Below are 21,449 nucleotides of genomic sequence, written 5' to 3' on the forward strand. Positions count from 1 at the left end.
ATGAGTGCGGACTCAGCCGCCGATTGCGGGCGCCGGCAATGCCCCCGCCTTGTCCTGCGAATCCGGTGCCATCGCACCGCTTTCGCCATTGAAATCCACCTGCGCCGCCACCCAGTCGGGCAGCCAGCCACGCAGCCACTGCGCGCCGGGCACCAGCACCGGCACCACCGGTGAGGCGCGCCACTGCGGTTCGCGCGGCAGCGAGGTCAGCGCCAGCACCAGCACCAGCGCGCAGGCGATGAAACCGCCGCGCAGCACGCCCAGCACCAGGCCCAGCGTCCGGTCCATGCCACCCAGGCCGGCCGACTGCACCAGCTTGCGCACCACCCAGCCCACCACGCCCACCACCACCATCACCGCGATGAAGGCCAGCGCGTGGCCGGCGAACAACCCGGTCGCCCCGGGCTCGCCGTCGGAGGCCAGCAGCAGCGCAACGTCACCGCCGTAGCGGAACGCCACCCAGCCGCCCAGCAACCACGCCAGCAGCGAGACCACCACGCCGACAAACCCGCGCATCACGCCCAGCAGGGCCGACGCACCGATGATGGCCAGCAATACCCAGTCAACTGCACCCATCCGGTCGCGCGCCTCGAAAGCAGGAGTAACGCGACGTCAGGGATGCGGGCGGACGATGCCGCTCACGCCCAGCTTCGATGCCACCTGCGCCTGCAGGCGCTCGGCAGCGGCGCGGTCGGCCACCGGCCCCACGCGCACGCGGCTGAGCGTGCCCTTGTCGGTACGCACCGATTCGACGAAGGCACTGAAACCGGCGGCACGCGCGCGATCGCGCAAGCGCGTGGCCTCGTCGGCATTGCTGAACGCGCCCAGCTGCACGGCGAAGCCGACATTGGAAGCGGCCGGTTTGGGCGTGGGCACCGCCACGGGCGTCGCCGCGGTCGGCTTGGCCGTCGTCGCCGAAGGCTTGGGCGCAGCCTCCGGCAGGCGCGTGGTCGCCGCAGGCTTGGCCTCGGCCAGCGCGACGGGCTTGGAGACCGACGCCGAGGCCAGCGGCGCCGGCTGCGACACGGAGGCGGTGGCCGGCGCGCCGGTGCCGCTGTCGGCCTCGGCGTCCAGCACGATCACCTTGGCATCGATGTCGTCGCGCACGTGCGCGGCGCGCAGGCGCGCGGATTCGGCAATGGCCTGGTTGGAATAAGGCCCGATCAGCACGCGGTACAGGGTGCGGCCGCTGGCGGTCTTCACCGGCGCCTGGTAACCGGGCAGCTGCGAGGCGGTCAGGGCCGCGACCACCCGCTCGGCGTCGGCAGCGGTGGCATAGCTGCCGAACGTGACGGCATGGCTGCCGCCGGCGGTTGGCGCGGGCATCATCCCGCTGTCGGCCGGGGCAGCGACGGCGGCATCGGCGTCCACGGTGGGCAGCTTGTCCGGGCCAGTTTCCATGCCCAGCGCTCCGCCAGCCGGGGTCGCGCCCGGCGACACCAGCGGCAGTTCACGGGTTTCGTAATCGCCTTCCGGCGTGTCCGGCAGTTGCAGTGGCACGTCGGAAACGCCGCTCTCCGGCGCAGGCCCCTTGATCAGCATCGGCAGGAAGATCACCGCGAGGGCGACGAGCACCGTCGCACCGATCAGTCGCTGTTTCAGGGCAGGTTCCATCGGATCTCGCACGCCACGGGCGGAAATGCCGGGCGAATTATACCCGGGCGCGGGCCGGGGACCGGCCGCCCGGGTGGCGGTTCATTCAGCCGCCAACGCCACGAGCGCGTCCGCCGCGGTATGGAAGGAGCCGAACACCAGGATGCGATCACCTGCCTTGGCCTCGCGACGCGCGGCGGCGAGCGCTTGCGCCACGTCCGTGAACCGGGCGGCCGACGCAGCGGCCGTGCCGGCCAGCCGCGCCGCCAGCGCGGTCACGCTGGTGCCGCGTGGGCCGTGCTCGTCCAGGCCGCCGAGATACCAGCTGTCCACCTGCCCTGCCAGGGCTTCGACCACCCCGGACGCGTCCTTGTCGGCCAGCGCGGCGTATACCACCCGGGTCACGCCCGCAGCGGCATCCGGCTGGGCCCGCAACGACTTCAGCCACTCGGCCAGTTCGCCGGCGGCCTGCGGGTTGTGGCCCACATCGACCACGATCTCCACGCCGTCGCGCTCGAACCGCTGCAGGCGGCCCGCAAGCCGCGCGTTGGCGACACCCGCCACCAGCGCCTGCCGCGGCGGCGGCTTGGGCAGCGCTCGCACGGCGGCAATGGCAATGGCCGCGTTGCGCAGCTGCACCGGAGCCGCGAGTTGCGGACGCGGCAGGGTCACGCGGAAACCTACCTCGCGCCAGCGCCAGGTATCTGCATCCACCGGCTCGAAGAAGAAGTCACAGCGCGCGCGCACCGCCGAGGCGCCGATGGCGTAGGCGTGGCCGAGGACGCTCGACGGCGGCATGTCGTCGCCCAGCACCAGCGGCTTCCAGGCCCGCGCGATGCCCACCTTCTCCGCGCCGATGGCCTCGCGGTCGTCGCCCAGGTAGTCCTGGTGGTCGAGGTCGACGGTGGTGATCACCGCCACGTCCGGCTCCACGAGGTTGGTCGCGTCCAGCCGCCCGCCCAGCCCCACCTCCAGCACCGCCAGGTCGAGCTTGGCGCGCTGGAACAGCCACAGGGCACAGAGGGTGCCGTACTCGAAATAGGTCAGCGGCACGTCGCCACGCGCGGCCTCGACCGCCTCGAAACCGGCGACCAGCGACGCATCGTCGGCGTCGGCGCCGTTGAGACGCACGCGCTCGTTGTAGGCCAGCAGGTGCGGCGAGGTGTAGGCGCCGACCTTCCAGCCCGCCTCGCGCGCGATCGACTCGATGAAGGCCACCGTGGAGCCCTTGCCGTTGGTCCCGCCCACGGTGATCACCCGTTTGGCCGGGCGATCGAGCCCCATGGCGGTGGCGACGGCGCGCACGCGGTCCAACCCCATGTCGATGGACTTGGGGTGCTGGCGTTCGATATGGGCCAGCCAGTCGGCCAGCGTGGTGGGCTTGCTCAAGGTCACGGGCCCGCCCCGAGGGGCGGAATGCAGCGTTGGGGGCGCCTATTGCATCACAACGCCCGGTGCACCGCTTCCCCGAACAGCGCGGTGTGGTGGCTGCAGTCATTCAGCCGCACCACCTCCAGGTGGTCCACGTCGGGGCCTTCGAGCAGGTTGATGGTGGTCGGAGCCTGGCGGAAACCCCACAGTTGCGCCAACGGGATACCCAGGATCTTGCACAGCAATACCCGGTTGACCGCATCGTGGGCGACCACCAGCAGCGTGTCGCCATCGCCGAGGCCCTCGGTGGCGCGGGCAAAAGCAGGCCAAGCTCGGTCGAGCACGTGCTGCAGCGACTCACCCTCGGGCATCAGCACCTCGTGCGGTGCCTCGCGCCACTGGCGCAGGCGCTCGGGGTCAGTCTCGCGGATCTCGCTGGCCAGCAGGCCTTCCCACGTGCCGTGGGCGATTTCCATCAGGCCCGGGTCCAGGGTCAGTGGCAGGTCGCGCTGGCCCAGCGCCAGTTCCGCGGTGTAGCGCGCGCGGCGCAATGGCGAGGCCACCGCACGGGTGATGCTCACTTCGCGCAGGCGCTCGCCCAGCGCGCGGGCCTGGCCCTCGCCCACCGGCGAGAGCGGGATGTCTTCCTGGCCCTGGTACCGGCCCTCGGCGTTCCACGGGGTCTCGCCGTGGCGTGCAAGCAGGATGCGCATGGTGACTCTGACGTGGGGATGTCGCGGGAGAACGGAGCCTAGCAGACCGCTTCGGCGCTGCAACGGTTGCGGTCGCAACCTTGTGTACGGCGACGGTCGCAAATGCCTGTCGTCGCGCCGACGCGCGACCAGGGCGAACGAGTGACCGCATCACGCTAACGTTGCTCCGCGTTACTTGCCGCGCAGCAAGAAAAACGCCGGCGCGGGGCCGGCGTTCTTCGCACTGCGCCTGTGGGCGAGGGCTTACTTGCCCTTCGGCGCCACGTTCATTTCCTTCAGCAGCGCCGGGGCCGGGAACACCTCCTGCATGATCCAGCGCATGTAGCGCTGGTCGACGGCGATCATGCGGGTCATGACCGGGTCGAACACCCAGTTGGAGCTGACCGATTCCCAGTTGCCGTCAAACGCCAGGCCGACCAGCTTGCCCTGCGCGTCCAGCACGGGCGAGCCGGAGTTGCCGCCGGTGATGTCCAGGTTGGACAGGAAGTTGACCGGCACCGTGCCCAGGCGCTTGTCGGCCAGGCCGCTGTAGCGCTTGGCGGCGATGGCGTCCAGCTGCGCCTTCGGCGCGTCGAACGGATCCACGCCGGTGTCCTTGGCCGGGATCTGCTCCAGCAGGGTGAACGGCTGCTGCTTGCTGCCGTCCAGCTTGGTGTAGCCGGTCACGTTGCCGAAGGTGATGCGCAGGCTGGAGTTGGCGTCCGGGTAGACGAACTCACCCTTGCTCTTCTTGTAGTCGGCAATCGCTTGCAGGTACGCCGGGCGCGCCAGCAGCGATTCGCCGGCGCGGGTCTTGCTTGTCTCCTCCAGCTGCAGCACGGTCGGCATCACCGCCACGGCGAACTGCACGGCCGGGTCCTTGCTGGCCTCGAACGCGGCGCGGTCGGCACCGATCAGCGCCATGCGCTTGTCGGCGTTGCGCAGCTCGCTCTTGGCCAGGCTGTCCAGCGCGCGCTGGATGGCCTTCTCGTCGTTGCCACCAAGCCACTTGTCCACGGCCGCCACGCGCTGCGACTGCGGCAGCTTCATGTACTCGCGCAGCCAGTACTGCTGCAGCTCGCGGTCCATGTCGGGGTGGTAGCGGCGCTCCATCTGCTTCATGCCGCCTTCCAGCGCAGGCATGTCGCGCTGCTGGTAACCCTGCTCGCGTTCGGCGTCGGGCTTGGCCTTCTCGATGGACAGGCGGTACAGCTGCGACGCCGCGCCCAACACGCCCGTGCTGCGCAGGTTGGCGAACACCAGGTCACGCTCGCGCGTGGCGCGGGCCACATCGCCCAGTTCGACCAGCTTGGCGTGCGCGTCCAGACCGGCCTTGCCCGCTTCGCCCTGCGCGCGCAGCCACGCCAACACTTCGGCCTCTTCCTTGCGCTTGGTCTCGGCGGCGCCGATGCGCTTGAAGCCCTCGAGCTGGCCCTCGTAGTTCTTCATCGTGTTGTTGAGGCTGGCCAGCGTCGCGGCGTACTTCACCGCGATGTCCGGGTTCCTGGCGCCGGCGGCCTCGATCATCGCGATCGTGTTCTTGTAGTGCTGGCCCACGGTCGGGTAGGTCCAGCCGGCGGTGTCGTCGAACTCGGTGGCCAGCGCGTAGCGCGCGGTGCGGCCCGGGTAGCCGGCCACCATCACGAAGTCGCCCTCGCCCAGCGGCTTGTCGGCGATCTTCAGCCAGTGCTTGGGCTGGTACGGCACGTTGTCCGGCGAGAACGCCGCCGGCTTGCCGTCCTTGCCCACGTAGGCGCGGTAGAACGAGAAGTCGCCGGTGTGGCGCGGCCACATCCAGTTGTCGACGTCGCCGCCGTACTTGCCCACGCTGCTCGGCGGGGCGTAGGCCAGGCGCACGTCCTTGATTTCAAGGTTGCGGAACAGGCGGTAGACGTTGCCGCCAGAGAAGCTGTACAACCGGCAGCGGTAGCCGGCTTCGGCCTCGCACTCGGCCACCAGCTTCTTCTCCAGCGCGTCCACCGCCTTGGTGCGGGCCAGCGCATCCGGCGCGGCGGCCACGGCGGCCTTGACCTGCGCGGTCACGTCCTGGATGGAGTCCAGCGCGTAGATGCGCGCGTTGGGTCCGGCGGACAGCTCTTCGCCCGGGGTCGCGGCATAGAAGCCGTCGCGGATCAGGTTCTTCTCCGCGGTGGAGTTGAGCTGGATGGCGCCGTAGGCACAATGGTGGTTTGTGGCAACCAGGCCCTGCGGGGAGACGAAGCCGGCGGTGCAGCCGCCCAGCGAGACCACGGCACCCAGCGGGTCACCGGTGAGGTCGGACAGCTGCTTGGGGCTCAGCTTGAGGCCTGCCTTCTTCAGCGGGCCGGCGATTTCCGGCAGCTGCTGCGGCACCCACATGCCCTCGCCCGCCACCGCGGCCCCCATTCCGGCCAGCGCGATCGCCGTGGCCAACACCGTATGACGCATGCACGTACTCCCATTGCGAAAATCGAATGGGCGAGTCTAGCGGGGAACGGGGGGCGTTAGCCTGTGACTTCTGGCACGGGGTTGGGGTGGGTTGGTGGGCGGAGGGTGGCGATGGGGGTACTGCTCCAGCGCTCCGTCGGCGCAGTCCTGCGCCGAGTCGCGCCGCGGGCCATCCATGGCCCGCTTTTCCGCAATACCCCCATCGCCACCCTCCCCCAACCGCTCCCCGGAACTTGGTGTTGAGAGCAAGAGCCAGAGCTGCGGCACGGCAACAGACCGGCACTACAACCGTCACGCTTTGAATGCAGAGGTTGAAGCTTGGAGCCCGGCAGCTGGCCCCCGGAGGTCCGGGTGTGGACCTCCCAAGGTTGGCCCCTGGAGCTTTGAGCGCGGGGGCTGGACCTCCAAGGGTCCGAGCTTGGACCCCTCAGGGTCGGAACTTGGAGATTTGAGATCGGGGGGGGTGGTACCCAAGGGTCCGAACTTGGACCTCTCAGGGTGGGAGCTTCGAGCATCGGGCTCGGCGGTTGGAGCCTGAGGGTCCGAGCTCGGATCTCTTGGGGCCGACGCTTCGCGCCTTGAGGTCGATGCGTCAGCGAGAATACGTCCCAGTCCCCGAGTTGCCGTCCAAACGCAACCGTGAGCCCACCCCAACGATGCGTCGATGAGGGAGGTGTCCCCAGTGGGTAACGCGGAGAAGCGCGCCATGGATGGCGCGCGGCGCGACTCCGCGCAGGACTGCGCGGACGGAGCGCCGGAGCAATGCCCGCTGGGGACACCTCCCGCCCCATCCGAAGTCAAACCTCACTCGGCCGGCAATCCCATCTCAGCCAGCAGGTGCGGCGCCGGGTACACCTTCGCCATCAGCCAGCGCATGTAGCGCATGTCCACGTGGATCGCCCGCTTGTAGCGGGGATCGAACATCCAGCTCGCGCTCACCGCCTCCCAGTTGCTATCGAAGTTCAGCCCGATCAACCGCCCCTTCGCGTCCAGCACCGGCGAACCGGAATTGCCACCGGTGGTATCGAGGTTGGTGAGGAAGTTGACCGTCTGCGTCTTCAGGCTTGGCTCGGCCGTGCTGCCGAAATCGCCCTTGGCAATGGCATCCAGCAACGGCTTGGGCGCGATGAATGGATCCACGCCGGTGTGCTTCTCGACGATGCCCTGTACCGTGGTCAGCGGGGTGTAATGGATGCCGTCACGCGGGTCCATCGACTGGATCCGGCCGTAGCTCACGCGCAGGGTGGAGTTGGCATCCGGGTAGACCGCCCTGCCCTGCGACTTGCGGAAACCAATCAGCGCGCGCATGTAGGCCGGGCGCAGGCGCAACAGTTCGCCCGCGCTGGCCTTGGATTCGTCGTCCAGGCGCAGGATGGCGGGCAGCAAGGTGGCTGCGGCCTGCAGCAGCGGGTCCTTGGATGCCTGCAGCGTGGCAACGTCCGCCTGCATCGCCTGCAGGCGCGCGGCCTCCTCACCCAGGCCGGTGCCGGCGTAGAGCGCATCCAGCTTGGCCTTCGCCTGTTCCGCCGTGGTACCGAACACCGCGTCGTACTCGGCCACGTGCTGGGCGGCCGGCAGCGCCTGGTACTGGGCCAACAGGTGCGCCAGCAGGGCCTTCTCGATCACGGGCGAATAGCGACGCTGCACCTGCTTCAGCTGGCCGGTGATCAGCACCTCGTCGCGCTGCTGGAAGCCGGACTCGCGCTGCGCATCGGGCTTGGTGCGCTCGCGTGCCAGACGCTGGACGGTGATCGCCGAACGCAGCAGCTGGGTCTGACCGTTGATGGCCGCCAACAGCTGGTCGCGCTCGCGGGTGGCAACCCCGCGATCCAGTACTGCCTGCGCCGCGGCGATGTCGGCGCGGATGGCCGCCGCATCGGCCTGGCGCTCCAGCCACGCATACATGGCAGTCTCGTCGTCGCGACGGACAGCGACGGCATTGCTGCGACGCAGCCCGTCCAATTCGCCCTGCGCGCGCTTGAGCGAGTTCTTGAAGCTCTTCACCTGCGAGGCGTAACGCACGCGCGCGTCCTCGTCCTTCGCGCTGGCCGCTTCAATGGTTTTGATCATGCCGTCGAACAGCGCCACCCGCGACGGCAACTGCCATTCGATCTGGTTGCCGAACTCCGACGCCATCCGGTGGCGGAAGGTCACGCCCGGGTAGCCGGCCAGCATCGCGTAGTCGCCTTCCTTCACGTTGCGCGTGGACACCTGCAGGTGCGACGGCGGCACGTAGGGCACGTTGTCGGGCGAGTAGTCGGCGGGCTTGCCGTCCGTGCCCACGTAGGCACGCAGCAGGGTGAAGTCGCCGGTGTGGCGCGGCCACATGAAGTTGTCGATCTCGTCGCCGTAGTTGCCGATGTCGTTCGGCGGTGCGTACACCAGGCGCACGTCGCGCAGCTCCAACTGCTTCACCAGGTAGAAGTCGGTGCCGTAGTACATGTTGGCAACGCTGCAGCGGTAGCCCGCGTCGCGTTCGCACTCGGCGACGACTGCCTTGGTCGCGGTATCCACCGCGTCGAAATAGGCCCGGCCCTGCTTGCCACGCGCATCAGCCAGGATGCGGTCGGTCACCTTGTCGAAACCGGTGGTGACCAGCACGCGGTAGTCGGGGTTGGCCGGCAATTCGGCCGCGTGATCGGCGGCGATGTAGCCGTCCTGGATCAGGTCGCGGCCCGGCTTGCTGTTGTACTGGATCACGCCAAAGGCGACGTGGTGGTTGGTCAGCACCAGGCCATCCTGGGACACGAATGCGCCGGTGCCGCCGCCGACCTTGACCACTGCGTTCATCGGCGGCTGGGCCAGGCCAGCCAACTCGGCCGCCTTGCCTTGGAAGCCCGCCTGGCGCAGCTGCTTGGCGATGTCCGGCAGTTGCGACGGCATCCACATGCCCTCGTTGGCGACGGCGCCGGTGGCGGCCAGGGAAAGTGACAGGGCAAGCAGACGGCGGCGCATGGTCGTTCCGGTGTAAGCGGGATTGGCACGATAGGCCAGCGCGCCCCCGCGCGGCAAACCCGGACCGCCCGCCGGACGCGGGCCGACGACCGCCCATGGCGCTTCCGCCACGTGCGGCAAAATCGTGGATGGATGGCGCAACCGGCATGCGCTGCCGTATCCCGCGACGTGATCCAGCGCGCCACGGCGCCTCGTTCCACCCCGGGCCGCCCACGGGCACCCGCGTATAATTGCGGCCCCCGGCGTCCCCGCTGGACGCCCCCGAAGGACACCTCCATGACGCAGACGATGATGAAGGCGCTGGTCAAGCGCGAAGCCACCAAGGGCATCTGGATGGAGGAGGTGCCGATCCCCGCCCCCGGCCCGAACGAAGTGCTGGTGAAGCTGGAGAAGACCGCGATCTGCGGCACCGATCTGCACATCTACCTGTGGGACGAATGGAGCCAGCGCACCATCAAGCCGGGCCTGGTCATCGGCCACGAGTTCGTCGGCAAGGTGGTCGAGCTCGGCGCTGGCGTCACCGGCTACAAGGTCGGCCAGCGTGTGTCGGCCGAAGGCCACATCGTCTGCGGCCACTGCCGCAACTGCCGCGCCGGCCGCCAGCACCTGTGCCCGAACACCGTGGGCATTGGCGTGAACCGCAACGGCGCCTTCGCCGAGTACATCGTGATGCCGGCCAGCAACCTGTGGCCGATCCCCGACCAGATCCCGTCGGAGCTGGCTGCGTTCTTCGATCCCTACGGCAATGCCGCGCACTGCGCCCTTGAGTTCGACGTGGTCGGCGAGGACGTGCTGATCACCGGCGCCGGCCCGATCGGCATCATCGCCGCGGGCATCTGCAAGCAGATCGGCGCGCGCAACGTGGTCGTCACCGACGTCAACGACTACCGCCTCAAGCTGGCCGCCGACATGGGCGCCACGCGCGTGGTCAACGTCGCCAACACCTCGCTGAAGGACGTGATGGCCGACCTGCACATGGAAGGCTTCGACGTGGGCCTGGAGATGAGCGGCAATCCGCGCGCGTTCAACGACATGCTCGACTGCATGTACCACGGCGGCAAGATCGCGATGCTCGGCATCATGCCCAAGGGCGCCGGCGCCGACTGGGACAAGATCATCTTCAAGGGCCTGACCCTGCACGGCATCTACGGCCGCAAGATGTACGAGACCTGGTACAAGATGACGCAGCTCGTGCTGGGCGGCTTCCCGCTCGGCAAGGTGCTCACGCACCAGCTGCCGATCGATTCCTTCCAGGAGGGTTTCGAACTGATGGAATCGGGCAAGGCCGGCAAGGTCGTGCTCAGTTGGAACTAAGACCCCAATGACTGCCGTGGTGCTGGGTTCGGTGGTGGCGGTGTTGCTGCTCGGCCTGGTCGCCACGGTGGTCCGCGGTGCCCGCAGCCGCCCCAAACGGCACATTGACTAGAATGCGCCCCGCCCTCGCGCCCTACACGGAATCCGCCATGTCCGACGCCACCGTCTCCCTGACCGCCCGCTACGCCGACGAACTCGACGCGATCCGCGCGCAGGGATTGTTCAAGTCCGAACGCATCATCACCAGCCCGCAGTCGGCCGAGATCACCCTCGCCGACGGCCGCACGGTGCTGAACTTCTGCGCCAACAACTACCTGGGCCTGGCCGACCACCCGGACGTGATCGCTGCCGCAAAGGAGGCCCTGGATACCCACGGCTTCGGCATGGCCTCGGTGCGTTTCATCTGCGGCACGCAGGACCTGCACAAGCAGCTCGAAAAGACCATTGCCGACTTCTTCGGCACCGAGGACACCATCCTCTACGCCGCCTGCTTCGACGCCAACGGTGGTCTGTTCGAGCCGCTGCTGGGCGAGCAGGACGCGATCATCTCCGACGCGCTCAACCACGCCTCGATCATCGATGGCGTGCGCCTGTGCAAGGCCAAGCGCTACCGCTACGCCAACTGCGACATGGCCGACCTGGAGAAGCAGCTGCAGCAGGCCAAGGCCGACGGTGCGCGCACCATCATGATCACCACCGACGGCGTGTTCTCGATGGACGGCTTCATCGCCCCGCTCGACGAGATCACCCGCCTCGCCCAGCAATACGGCGCGCTGGTGCACATCGACGAATGCCACGCCACCGGCTTCCTCGGTGCCACCGGTCGCGGCTCGGCCGAGGTCAAGGGCGTGATGGACAAGATCGACATCTTCACCGGCACCTTGGGCAAGGCCATGGGCGGTGCGCTGGGCGGTTTCACCACTGCCAAGCGCGAAGTGATCGAAATGCTGCGCCAGCGCTCGCGCCCCTACCTGTTCTCCAACTCGCTTCCGCCGCACGTGGTGGCCGCCGGCATCAAGGCCTTCGAGATGTTGTCCACCGCAGGCAACCTGCGCGAGCAACTTGCGGACAACACCGCCTATTTCCGCGAGAAGATGACCGCCGCCGGGTTCGACGTGAAGCCGGGCGTGCACCCGATCAGCCCGGTGATGCTGTACGACGCGCCGCTAGCTCAACGCTTTGCCGAGCGACTGCTCGAAGAAGGCATCTACGCGATCGGCTTCTTCTTCCCGGTGGTGCCGCAGGGCCAGGCGCGCATCCGTACGCAGATGTCAGCCGCACATACGCGCGCGCACCTCGATCGCGCCATCGATGCGTTCATCCGCATCGGGCGCGAACTGGGCGTGATCAAGGGTTGATGCTGATCTACCCGCCCCGCCGACACCGCGTCGGCTGGGCATAGGGCCGCGGCGATGGCGCCGCGGCCCCGACGACTGCATTACTTCTTGTCGGACTCGGGCTTGTCCGCCGGCTTGGCCGGCTTGCCGGTGGCCACGCGAATGCCGCGCGACTTCATCCAGGCATCGAATTCTTCCGCGCTCATGCGCTTGCCGTTCTGCTCCATGTAGAAGCGGTTGGCGTCAGCCGGCTGCTGCGTGCGCGGCTTGTACTGCGTGCTCGGCGTAGGCTGGGCGGCCTGCGCATTGGCGGCCACGACAGCCAGAATGGTCGTCAACAGGTACTTGTTCATCGCTTCCGTCCCCTTCGAGTGGTAGTCGAAGTGTTAGGGAAGCGGTAAACGCAAACATTGCGTGAGCGCACAGTACGCGCTGAATCCAGGCGCCGAAGCTGCGAGCTGTGATCCCGGGCGCTTTTTCAGACGCGTCGCGGCGCACGCCCGGGACAGGTGGATCAGCGGGCGGCGAGCGCCACCGCCTCCGGCTCGGTCAGCAGACGCCAGCCGCCCTTGGGCAGGTCGCCCAATGCCAGCCCACCGATCCGCACGCGGACCAGGCGCAACACGCCCACGTCATGGGCCGCCAACAGCCGCCGGATCTGCCGGTTCCGCCCCTCGTCGAGCACGATTTCCAGCCAGGCGTTCCTGGCGCCGGTGCGCAACAGCGTCACCCGCTTGGCGGCCAACCATTCGCCATCCTCGTCCACGCCGGCATGCAATGCCTGCAGTAACTCGGGGGTGGGAATCGTGTCGACCTGGACGTGGTAGGTCTTGTCCAAGCCCCGCAGGGGATCGGTGATGCGGGCCGCCCATTCCGGGTCATTGCTGAAGAGCAACAACCCCTCGCTGGCCTTGTCCAAGCGCCCCACCGGGGCCAGCCATGGCATCGCGGCATCGTCAAAGCAGCGGTAGACGGTGTCGCGCCCATGCTCGTCCTTCGCGGTGGTCACCAGCCCGCGCGGCTTGTTGAGCATCACGTACAGCCGCGCGGCGCCGTCCAGCGCCTGGCCGTCGACCTCAACGTGATGCTGTCCGCGCACCACCGGAAATTCGGGGTTGCGGACGACATTGCCATCCACCGATACGCGTCCCGCGAGAATCCACTGGGCCGCCTGGGTGCGTGAGCACACGCCGTGCTTCGAAAGCACGCGTGCCAATCCGTGTCGTGGTGCCTTGTTCATCATTGCCTGAAGAAACGGCCGCTTCCGCGGCCGTCACTCCTGCGCATCGGCAGGGAAATGCGACGTCCGATGCGAGCCGGACGTCGCCGGTCATCACTTCGCCGTGTTGTCGGCCGGGGCCGGCGCATCGGCGGGTTTGGCAACTGGGGCTGGCGCCCCCTTGGCCACGCGCACGCCGCGCGCCTTCATCCAGGCGTCGAACTCCTCGGCGGTCATGCGCTTGCCGTTCTGGCTCATGTCGAAGCGCCAGGGCGTGTTGTCGTCCTTGGTCTTCGGCTTGTAGGTGGCCGGATCGATCGGTGCAGCGGCGGCAGGTGCCGCGGCGGGGGCCGCCGCCGAGTCCGTCGCGGCGGCTGGCTGGCTGGAACGTTTGGCTGCAACACTGCGGCATTCACTCAGCCGCTTCCGGTTCAGCACGCTGTCGACCGACTGCGACTCGTCATAGGCCTGGGCCAGCACGCCCGCGGGCGCACCCAGGCGCGCGCCACGCGCGGCCAGCTCCGGGGCAACGGCATTGGCCGCGGACTGCGATTGGACGATGGCACCACATGCACCGTCCTGTGCGGCCGCGAGGCCGGACAGCAACAGCATCGGCACGGCAAGCAAGAAACGGCGCATGGTGGATTTCCCTTGTGGTGTAGGCAGACTGTAGCCGCGGGCGCGCGCTTTGCCCAGCGCAAAAAAGTGAAGGCGGCCACAATCCGGGCGGCTTGCCACATGCTGCACGATCAACCCTGAACCCACGTCTCCCATTCAAGGACATGAACGACGAAGCCCGGCGCGAGGCCGGGCTTCGGGATACCGCAGGGGGTGCATGCGCACCCGCCATTCATCCAGATCAGTTCTGGACGTTCAGCTCGGTGCGACGGTTCTTCGCACGGCCTTCCGGATTGTCCGAACCATCTTCGTTGGTGTTCGGGGCAATCGGACGGCTCTCGCCGTAACCGTTCGGACCGGTCATGCGCGAGGCGTCGATACCGTTGCTGGTCAGGTAGTCATACACCGCCTTGGCGCGACGCTCCGACAGCGACTGGTTGTAGGCGTCGGTGCCCTTCGAGTCGGTGTGGCCAGCGACTTCGACCTTCAGCTCCGGATAGCGCTTCAGGATCTCGACGGCCTCCGACAGGATGGCAACGGCATCCGGACGCAGGTTCGACTTGTCATAGTCGAAGTTCACGCCCTTCAGGTCGATCGACACCGGCACCGGGCAACCGTCCGGACCGATGGTCTGACCAGCCTGCGAACCCGGGCACTTGTCGTCGCAGTTGTTGACACCGTCGCCGTCGTCGTCGAGGTCGGCGCAGTTCGGTGCCTCCGGGGCCGGAGCCGGAGCCACCGGAGCGGCGGCGGCAGCGCCGAGCGGGATGATCACGCCGACCGAAGCCAGCACGTCGCCGAAGCTGTCCTCATCCGGAGCAGCCACGCTGGAGTCATCCATGTCAAAGCGATAGGCCAGCTCGGTGCGGATCTTCACGCGATCACCGCCGCCCTGCACGCCCAGACCGACCTTGGCGGCCAGGTTGCCGTCTTCACGCTGACCCGGCGAGTCCGGGCTCGGGAAGGCGTCGTACTCTTCTTCCGAACGCTGGTAGCCGAGGCCCATCAGCACGTACGGGTTCCAGTTGCGGCCTTCCTGCATGAAGTGGCGACGCAGGTCCAGCGAGATGCCGTACTGGCTCCACAGCATGTCCTGGTTGTCGTCGAACTTCGGGTTCTGGTAGTTCAGTTCACCGTCGAGCGACCAGTTCGGGCTGATCATCTTGCCCAGGCCCAGACCCACGAACGGCGCGTTGCGGGTGCCGCGCGCGTTGTCCTGGATATTGAAACCGGCCGAACCGGTCAGGTACCAGCGGTCATCAAACTCCTGGGCGCCCGCGACCTGGGCAACCGACAGACCGCCCAGCAGGGCGGCACAAAGAAGCTTCTTGTTCATTCTCATCTCTCCTTGGATCAAAAATGGAAACCGCGTCACAGGGGTTCCTCACCGTTCGAGACGGCGATCTAGTACGACGCCATCCCGCGCAGGTTAAGTTTACAGGTGTGAAAGCCGCGTTAACACGCGTCTAACAATCCGCCAAGTTCCCGGAAATCGCAACCGTACCTCAGCGTTGGTTCACATTGGACAGCAGGCCCGGTGGAAGCACGGTGAAAGCAGGGAGGGCCGGCCACCGCCCAGTCTCCAGGGACCCGCCCGGGCCGCTCGCCGGATAGCAATCCACCGCTTGCCCACCGGCCCATTTCCCGGCATCGTGGCACATTCCATACGCATGCGTACGCGAATGCCGCCCTCCCAACCCCAATACCCCCACCTCTTCCGCCCCCTCGACCTGGGTTTCTGCACCCTGCCCAACCGCGTGCTCATGGGCTCCATGCACACGGGGCTGGAAGACAAGGCGAGGGATTTCCCACGGCTGGCGGCCTACTTCGCCGAACGCGCGGCCGGCGGGGTCGGGCTGATCGTCACCGGTGGCTTCGCGCCCAACATCGCGGGCTGGCTCAAGCCGATGGGCGGCAAGCTCAGCTGGTCCTGGGAGGTGGGCAAGCACCGTCAGGTCACCCGCGCCGTGCACGAGCACGGCAGTCGCATCTGCATGCAGATCCTCCACTCGGGGTGCTACGGCTACCACCCGCTGCAGGTGGCCCCCTCGCGGCTGAAGGCCCCGATCAATCCGTTCACGCCGCGGGCATTGTCCGCCGCGGGCGTCGAACGGCAGATCCGCGCCTTCGCGCGTAGCGCGCGCCTGGCCCGGGAAGCCGGCTATGACGGGGTGGAGGTCATGGGCTCGGAGGGCTACCTGCTCAACCAGTTCACCGTACCTCGCACCAACCGGCGCGAGGACGCCTGGGGTGGCGACACGGCCAGACGCATGCGCTTCGCGGTGGAAATCGTGCGCCGCATCCGCGAGGCCTGCGGCCCCGACTTCATCATCGTCTACCGCCTGTCCATGCTGGACCTGGTGGACGAAGGCAACCGCTGGGACGAAGTGGTCGCGCAGGCCAAGGCCGTGGAAGCCGCAGGCGCCACGCTTATCAATACCGGCATCGGCTGGCACGAGGCACGGGTGCCCACCATCGCCACCTCGGTGCCCCGTGGCGCGTTCACCGGCATCACCGCCCGGCTCAAGCCGGAGGTGACCGTTCCGCTGGTCACCACCAACCGCATCAACATGCCCGACGTGGCCGAAGGCATCCTCGCGCGCGGCGAGGCGGATATGGTGTCGATGGCGCGGCCGCTGCTGGCCGACCCCCAGTGGGTGGCGAAAGCGCGTAGCGGGCGCGCCGAAGACATCAATACATGTATAGCGTGCAACCAGGCCTGCCTGGACCACGTCTTCGAAAACAAGACCGCCAGTTGCCTGGTCAACCCGCGCGCGTGCGCCGAGACCGAACTGGTCTACCGCCCGACCACGCAACCGCGTCGGGTCGCCGTGGTCGGGGCGGGCCCCGCCGGGCTGGCCTGCGCCACCGTGGCCGCCGAACGCGGCCACCGGGTCACCCTGTTCGACGCCGCGGACGAGATCGGCGGCCAGTTCAACCTCGCCAGGCGCATTCCGGGCAAGGAGGAGTTCCACGAGACGCTGCGCTACTTCCGCCGGCGACTGGAGCAGACCGGTGTCGACCAGCGCCTGGGCACCCGGGTGACCGGCCCGGACCTGACCGGCTTCGACGACGTGGTGCTGGCCACGGGCATCGTGCCGCGCCAGGTGGATTTCCCCGGCGTCGACCACTCCAAGGTGGTCAGCTACCTGCAGGTCCTGCGCGGCGAAGTGGTGCCGGGCGAGCGGGTCGCCCTCATCGGTGCGGGCGGCATCGGCTTCGACGTGGCCGAGTTCCTCGTGCATGAAGGCCCCTCCCCCAGCCTGGACCCCGCCCGCTGGCGGGCCGAGTGGGGCGTGGACCTGGCGTATGCCAGCAACCGCGGTGGGCTGACCGTGCCTGCGCCAGAGGCCGCCGCCCGCCGGGTGTGGCTGCTGCAGCGCAGCCCCGGCAAACCGGGAGCACGGCTGGGCAAGACCACCGGCTGGATCCACCGCGCCACCCTCAAGGCCAAGGGCGTGACGATGCTGGGGGGCGTGGAATACGTCGGGGTGGACGATGCCGGCCTGCGCATCCGCGTGGACGGGCAGGAACAGGTGCTGCCGGTGGATCACGTGGTCATCTGCGCCGGCCAGGAACCGTTCAAACCCCTGCTCAAGGCCCTGGAAGGCGGTCCGGCGACCGTCCACGTCATCGGCGGGGCCGATGTCGCGGCGGAACTGGACGCAAAACGGGCCATCGCCCAGGGCAGCCAACTGGCAGCCAATCTGTGACCATCGCCTCGCTCTTGACAGCGCCAAACCCTTGCCACGCAAGGGCTTCAGCCTGACCTGCCGAATAAAAACTCCAGATTTTTCCGTAGGTTATATTTTCGCCATTCACGTGACGTTTATGTTGGCGCCAGTACCTTGCGCCAACTTTTTCCGCCCCGACTTGGCGGAACCCACACCGGCCGCACACTCCCGTGCGGTTTAGGTGACGGGGCAAAGCGCGCCGAAGAGCCGCCGCCCTCCCCAGTACGCCATGCCGGTCCGAGCAGTGGCTTCCAGCAGATCCCCGAGGGGATGGAAGCCGCGAGACGAACGGGCGCAACGGAGCAAGGAGTTCGAATGAAGTTGGCCTGGATCCTGTGGTTGGCCTCCGTGTTGCCGCCGCAGACAGCAGACTCGCTGTGCCTGAGTACCACCGTTTACCTGGAAGCCCGCGACCAGTCCGTCCGTGGCCAGAAAGCCGTCGCCGAAGTGGCCCTGCGCCGTCGTGACAGTGGCCTGTGGGGCAACACCGTCTGTGACGTGGTGACCGCCAAGAAGCAGTTCGCCCCGACGTTGGTGTCGCCGTCCACCCGCCTGAGCAACACCGAGGCGTGGGCGGAGTCGGTGACCATCGCCCTGGAGGCCGAGCGCAACTGGGCCCTGCCGCCCGGCCAGCGCAAGGAGATCGTGCCCGGCGCGAGCCACTTCCTGGCCCATGCCATCGCCAGCCCAAGCTGGCGCAACGCCTACCAGGTGGCCACCATCGGCGACCACACCTTCCTGAAGGTGCAATCGCTCAAGCCGCGCCGCGGCTGAGGGCCTTCCCGGCGCGTGCAACCCGCGCGCCTGCGACGCAGCGTTGCATGCACGGCATTGAGCCGCTCCGATCGGGTCGTCCACCATGGACGGCCCGATTCCGTTCCGGAGACTGCATGAAGCTGTACACCAAGCCTGGCGCCTGCTCCACGGCCGTCCATATCGCCCTCCAGTGGAGCGGCCAGCCTTACGAGTTCGAGGTGCTTGCGGATTACGCGGCCCTCAAGTCGCCGGCGTTCCTGACGGTCAACCCGGCCGGCGCCGTGCCTGCGGTGGTCGACGGCGACTTCGTGCTCACGCAGAACGCGGCGATCATGGGCTACGTGGCCGACTGCCAGCCCGAAGCCGGCCTTGCCGGCGACGGCAGCGCCCGTCAGCGCGCCGAGGCGACCCGCTGGCTGGCGTTCGTGAACTCCGACGTGCACCCGGCCTACGTACCGCTTTTCGCCCCTGCCGCCTTCCACGGTGACGCCGACCAGCATGACGGCGTGCGCGAGGCCGCCCGCAAGCGCCTGCGCGGCCTGTACGAGCGCGCCGACAAGCAGTTGGAAGCCCACGACTGGCTCGCCGGCTTCCGCAGCTTCGCCGACCCCTATCTATATGTGACGCTGGGCTGGGCCGAGCGCACCGGAGTGGACCTGTCCGGCCTGGAGCGCCTGCAGGCGTTCAAGGCGCGCATGGACCAGGACCCTGGCGTGCAGGCCACCCTGAAGGCCGAGGGCTTGACCGCCTGATCCAGCCACGCGGCTGCCCGTTGCCAAGGGGACTCGCGAACGGCTTGGCTGACATGTCTCCCCCTCCCTGCCCCCCGACACAGAAAGAGCCACGCGATTGCGTGGCTCTTCTGCTTTACCGGTGCCCTCACAGGGCGGAGGAGCGCAGGGCGTCACAACCAAGCGGATAACGGGCCGCGACTTGTGGCGCCCTGCGCTCCTCCGCCCGCCCGTCACCCCCCAAAAAGCAGAAGGGCCACGCAACCGCGTGGCCCCTCATCCAACTCAACGCTTCTCGATCGGCACGTAAGCCTGATCCTCCGGTCCCGTGTAATTCGCACTCGGCCGGATGATCTTGCCGTCCTCGCGCTGCTCGATCACGTGCGCGCTCCAGCCCGTGGTGCGTGCGATCACGAACAACGGCGTGAACATCGGCGTCGGGATCCCCATCATGTGGTACGCGCTTGCACTGTACCAATCCAGGTTCGGGAACATCTTCTTGGTGTCCATCATCAGGTTCTCGATGCGCTCGGACACGTCGAACAGCGTCTGGTTGCCGCCGTCGGCGCACAGCTTGCGCGAGATTTCCTTGATGATCGGGTTGCGCGGATCGCCGATGGTGTAAACCGGGTGGCCAAAGCCAATGACGATCTCCTTGCGCTCCATGCGCGCGCGGATGTCGGCTTCGGCAGCATCGGCGTCGCCGTAGCGGCTGATGATGTCCATCGCCACTTCGTTGGCGCCACCGTGCTTCGGGCCACGCAGCGCACCAATGGCGCCGGTGATGCACGAATGCAGGTCAGAGCCGGTACCGGCGATCACGCGCGCGGTGAACGTCGACGCATTGAACTCGTGCTCGGCGTACAGGACCAGCGACTTGTCCAGCGACTCGGCGTGCAGCGCACTCGGTGCCTCGCCGTGCAGCAGGTGCAGGAAGTGGGCGGCGGTGGTCTCGTCGTCGGTCTCCACGTCGATGCGGCGACCGTTGCGGGTGAAGTGCCACCAGTACAGCAGCATCGAACCGAAGCTGGCGATCAGCTTGTCGGCGATATCGCGCGCCTCGTTGGCCGGGTGGCCTTCGCGCTCGGGCAGCACGGTGCCCAGCACCGAGCAACCGGTGCGCAGCACGTCCATCGGATGGGCGTTGGCCGGCACCAGCTCCAGGGCCTCGGCGACGATCGCGGGTAAGCCGCGCAGGCGCTTGAGCTTGGTGCGGTAAGCCTTCAGCTGCGACGTAGTCGGCAGCGCGCCGTGCACCAGCAGGTGCGCTACTTCCTCGAACGACGACTTCGTTGCGAGGTCGTGGATGTCGTAGCCGCGGTAGTGCAGGTCGTTGCCACTGCGGCCGACGGTGCACAACGCGGTGTTGCCGGCAGCCGTGCCGCTCAGCGCGACGGACTTCTTGGCCTTGGGCAGCACCTGGGCAGATTCAGTCATGGGATAACTCCTGATGGAAGTAGCGTGCAGTGACCAGATTGTCCGGTCAGCTTGGCGCGCAGCGTTATCAATCGCTAGGAAACAAAGTGGAAAAAAGCCTCTTTTGCGACTGGCATGTCGCAGCGACCGTGGCGGGCCAGATCGCGCCCGCTGCGGTCGGGGGCGGATGGACGCGCCGGCGGAGGGGGACAGGGGAACCCGACATCATGGGGTCCTGTACGCTCCGTCGGCCGACCTTTTCGCCATGAATTACTTTTCCCGGGCAAACAGCGCGTCGAGCTTGTCCTCGTACGCGTGGTAGCCCAGGTAGTCGTACAGTTCGGCGCGCGTCTGCAGCGTGTCGATGATGTTCTTCTGCGTGCCTTCGCGACGCACGGTCTCGTAGAAGTTGAGCGCGGCCTTGTTCATGGCGCGGTAGGCACCGCAGCAGTACAAGGCAATGTCCACGCCCGCGCCGCGCAGGTCGTCGGTGGTAAAGAACGGCGTACTGCCAAACTCGGTCAGGTTGGCCAGGATCGGCACCTTCACGGCCGCCTTGAACTTGCGGTAGTCGTCCAGCGTGTTCATGGCCTCCGGGAAGATCATGTCCGCACCGGCCTCGACGTAGGCCACGGCGCGCTCGATCGCGCTGTCGATGCCTTCCACCGCGGCGGCGTCGGTGCGCGCCATGATCACGAAATCCCGGTCGGTACGCGCATCGACCGCGGCCTTGACCCGATCGACCATCTCGTCCCGGGTCACGACCTCCTTGCCCGGACGATGGCCGCAACGCTTCTGCCCGACCTGGTCCTCCATGTGCACGGCGGCAACGCCAACGCGCTCGAAGTTGCGGATGGTGCGGCCGATGTTGAAGGCACCGCCCCAACCGGTGTCGATGTCGACCAGCAGCGGCATGCCCGTCGCGTCGACGATGCGTCGCGCGTCGGTGAGCACGTCTTCCATGGTGCTGATGCCGAGGTCCGGCATGCCCAGCGAGTTGGCGGCGACGCCGCCACCGGACAGGTAAAGGGCCTTGTAACCCACGCGCTTGGCCATCAGGCCGGCATAGGCGGTGATGGCACCCATCACCTGCAGCGGGGTTTCTTCGGAGAGGGCGGCGCGGAAGCGCGCGCCGGCGGACGGTGCAAGGGCCATGGTGTCTCCTTTGTTCAGCCCGTTATTTTAGCCGAGAGCACGCGCTCGGGTTCCGGTGCGACGCGATGCCCTACACGCGCCCTTCCATGCCCGGGGATGGCAGGGCTTGCAACGACGGCCATGCCCCCCGG

The 21,449-nt window shown here is 67.8% G+C and carries 17 protein-coding genes; 5 read left to right on the forward strand and 12 right to left on the reverse strand.

From position 1 onward, the window contains the following. Positions 1-12: 12 nt before the first annotated feature. The 6 genes from N800_RS09835 to N800_RS09860 all read right to left on the reverse strand — a co-directional run bounded on the left by N800_RS09835 (position 13) and on the right by N800_RS09860 (position 9,038). Positions 13-576: a CvpA family protein gene (locus N800_RS09835; protein WP_052108137.1), complete on the reverse strand. Its 564-nt coding sequence runs from the start codon at positions 574-576 to the stop codon at positions 13-15. 36 nt (positions 577-612) lie between these two features. After that, positions 613-1,614 carry an SPOR domain-containing protein gene (locus tag N800_RS09840; protein WP_036137758.1) on the reverse strand — a complete coding sequence of 334 codons (1,002 nt, stop codon included), beginning with the start codon at positions 1,612-1,614 and terminating at the stop codon, positions 613-615. Positions 1,615-1,695: 81 nt separating this feature from the next. Continuing rightward, positions 1,696-2,982, reverse strand: coding sequence for a bifunctional tetrahydrofolate synthase/dihydrofolate synthase (gene folC / locus N800_RS09845; protein WP_036137896.1), 1,287 nt, complete (start codon positions 2,980-2,982; stop codon positions 1,696-1,698). Positions 2,983-3,035: 53 nt separating this feature from the next. Next, on the reverse strand, positions 3,036-3,677 hold the full coding sequence (locus N800_RS09850) for a histidine phosphatase family protein (RefSeq protein ID WP_036137761.1): 642 nt from the start codon (positions 3,675-3,677) through the stop codon (positions 3,036-3,038). 243 nt (positions 3,678-3,920) lie between these two features. Continuing rightward, on the reverse strand, positions 3,921-6,083 hold the full coding sequence (locus tag N800_RS09855) for a S46 family peptidase (protein WP_036137764.1): 2,163 nt from the start codon (positions 6,081-6,083) through the stop codon (positions 3,921-3,923). An 804-nt stretch (positions 6,084-6,887) separates the two neighbouring features. Then, positions 6,888-9,038, reverse strand: a complete 2,151-nt coding sequence (locus N800_RS09860; protein WP_036137899.1) for a S46 family peptidase — start codon at positions 9,036-9,038, stop codon at positions 6,888-6,890. Positions 9,039-9,314: 276 nt separating this feature from the next. Between N800_RS09860 and tdh the strand changes: the two genes are divergently transcribed. Both tdh and kbl read left to right on the forward strand, forming a co-directional pair. Continuing rightward, positions 9,315-10,352, forward strand: coding sequence for an L-threonine 3-dehydrogenase (gene tdh / locus N800_RS09865; RefSeq protein WP_036137767.1), 1,038 nt, complete (start codon positions 9,315-9,317; stop codon positions 10,350-10,352). Positions 10,353-10,501: 149 nt separating this feature from the next. Further along, positions 10,502-11,710, forward strand: coding sequence for a glycine C-acetyltransferase (gene kbl, locus N800_RS09870; protein ID WP_036137902.1), 1,209 nt, complete (start codon positions 10,502-10,504; stop codon positions 11,708-11,710). 80 nt (positions 11,711-11,790) lie between these two features. On the opposite strand, the gene N800_RS09875 is transcribed toward kbl, so the two are convergent. The 4 genes from N800_RS09875 to N800_RS09890 form a co-directional block, all read right to left on the reverse strand. Beyond that, positions 11,791-12,042 carry a hypothetical protein gene (locus N800_RS09875; protein WP_036137769.1) on the reverse strand — a complete coding sequence of 84 codons (252 nt, stop codon included), beginning with the start codon at positions 12,040-12,042 and terminating at the stop codon, positions 11,791-11,793. A gap of 161 nt (positions 12,043-12,203) precedes the next feature. Further along, a complete protein-coding gene (locus N800_RS09880) occupies positions 12,204-12,932 on the reverse strand; it encodes a pseudouridine synthase (protein WP_036137771.1) in 729 nt (242 codons plus the stop codon). A gap of 90 nt (positions 12,933-13,022) precedes the next feature. Next, positions 13,023-13,547 (reverse strand): hypothetical protein, encoded by a 525-nt coding sequence (locus N800_RS09885; protein WP_036137772.1) that lies wholly within the window; start codon positions 13,545-13,547, stop codon positions 13,023-13,025. Between the two features lie 220 nt (positions 13,548-13,767). Next, positions 13,768-14,862, reverse strand: a complete 1,095-nt coding sequence (locus N800_RS09890; RefSeq protein WP_036137773.1) for an OmpA family protein — start codon at positions 14,860-14,862, stop codon at positions 13,768-13,770. Between the two features lie 346 nt (positions 14,863-15,208). Here N800_RS09890 and N800_RS09895 point away from each other — a divergent pair, with 346 nt between their 5' ends. From N800_RS09895 to N800_RS09905, 3 genes are all read left to right on the forward strand, one after another. Next, positions 15,209-17,239: an NADPH-dependent 2,4-dienoyl-CoA reductase gene (locus tag N800_RS09895; RefSeq protein WP_036137775.1), complete on the forward strand. Its 2,031-nt coding sequence runs from the start codon at positions 15,209-15,211 to the stop codon at positions 17,237-17,239. A 336-nt stretch (positions 17,240-17,575) separates the two neighbouring features. Beyond that, positions 17,576-18,034 (forward strand): cell wall hydrolase, encoded by a 459-nt coding sequence (locus N800_RS09900; protein WP_036137777.1) that lies wholly within the window; start codon positions 17,576-17,578, stop codon positions 18,032-18,034. A 116-nt stretch (positions 18,035-18,150) separates the two neighbouring features. Beyond that, the gene (locus N800_RS09905; protein ID WP_036137779.1) at positions 18,151-18,768 is read left to right on the forward strand and encodes a glutathione S-transferase family protein; all 618 of its coding nucleotides are present in this window, start codon (positions 18,151-18,153) and stop codon (positions 18,766-18,768) included. A 264-nt stretch (positions 18,769-19,032) separates the two neighbouring features. On the opposite strand, the gene prpC is transcribed toward N800_RS09905, so the two are convergent. After that, on the reverse strand, positions 19,033-20,184 hold the full coding sequence (gene prpC, locus N800_RS09910; RefSeq protein ID WP_036137781.1) for a bifunctional 2-methylcitrate synthase/citrate synthase: 1,152 nt from the start codon (positions 20,182-20,184) through the stop codon (positions 19,033-19,035). Positions 20,185-20,433: 249 nt separating this feature from the next. After that, on the reverse strand, positions 20,434-21,318 hold the full coding sequence (prpB, locus tag N800_RS09915; protein WP_036137783.1) for a methylisocitrate lyase: 885 nt from the start codon (positions 21,316-21,318) through the stop codon (positions 20,434-20,436). Between the last annotated feature and the right edge of the window lie 131 nt (positions 21,319-21,449).

This window comes from Lysobacter daejeonensis GH1-9 (genome assembly GCF_000768355.1).
Classification (GTDB): Bacteria; Pseudomonadota; Gammaproteobacteria; order Xanthomonadales; family Xanthomonadaceae; genus Aerolutibacter; species Aerolutibacter daejeonensis.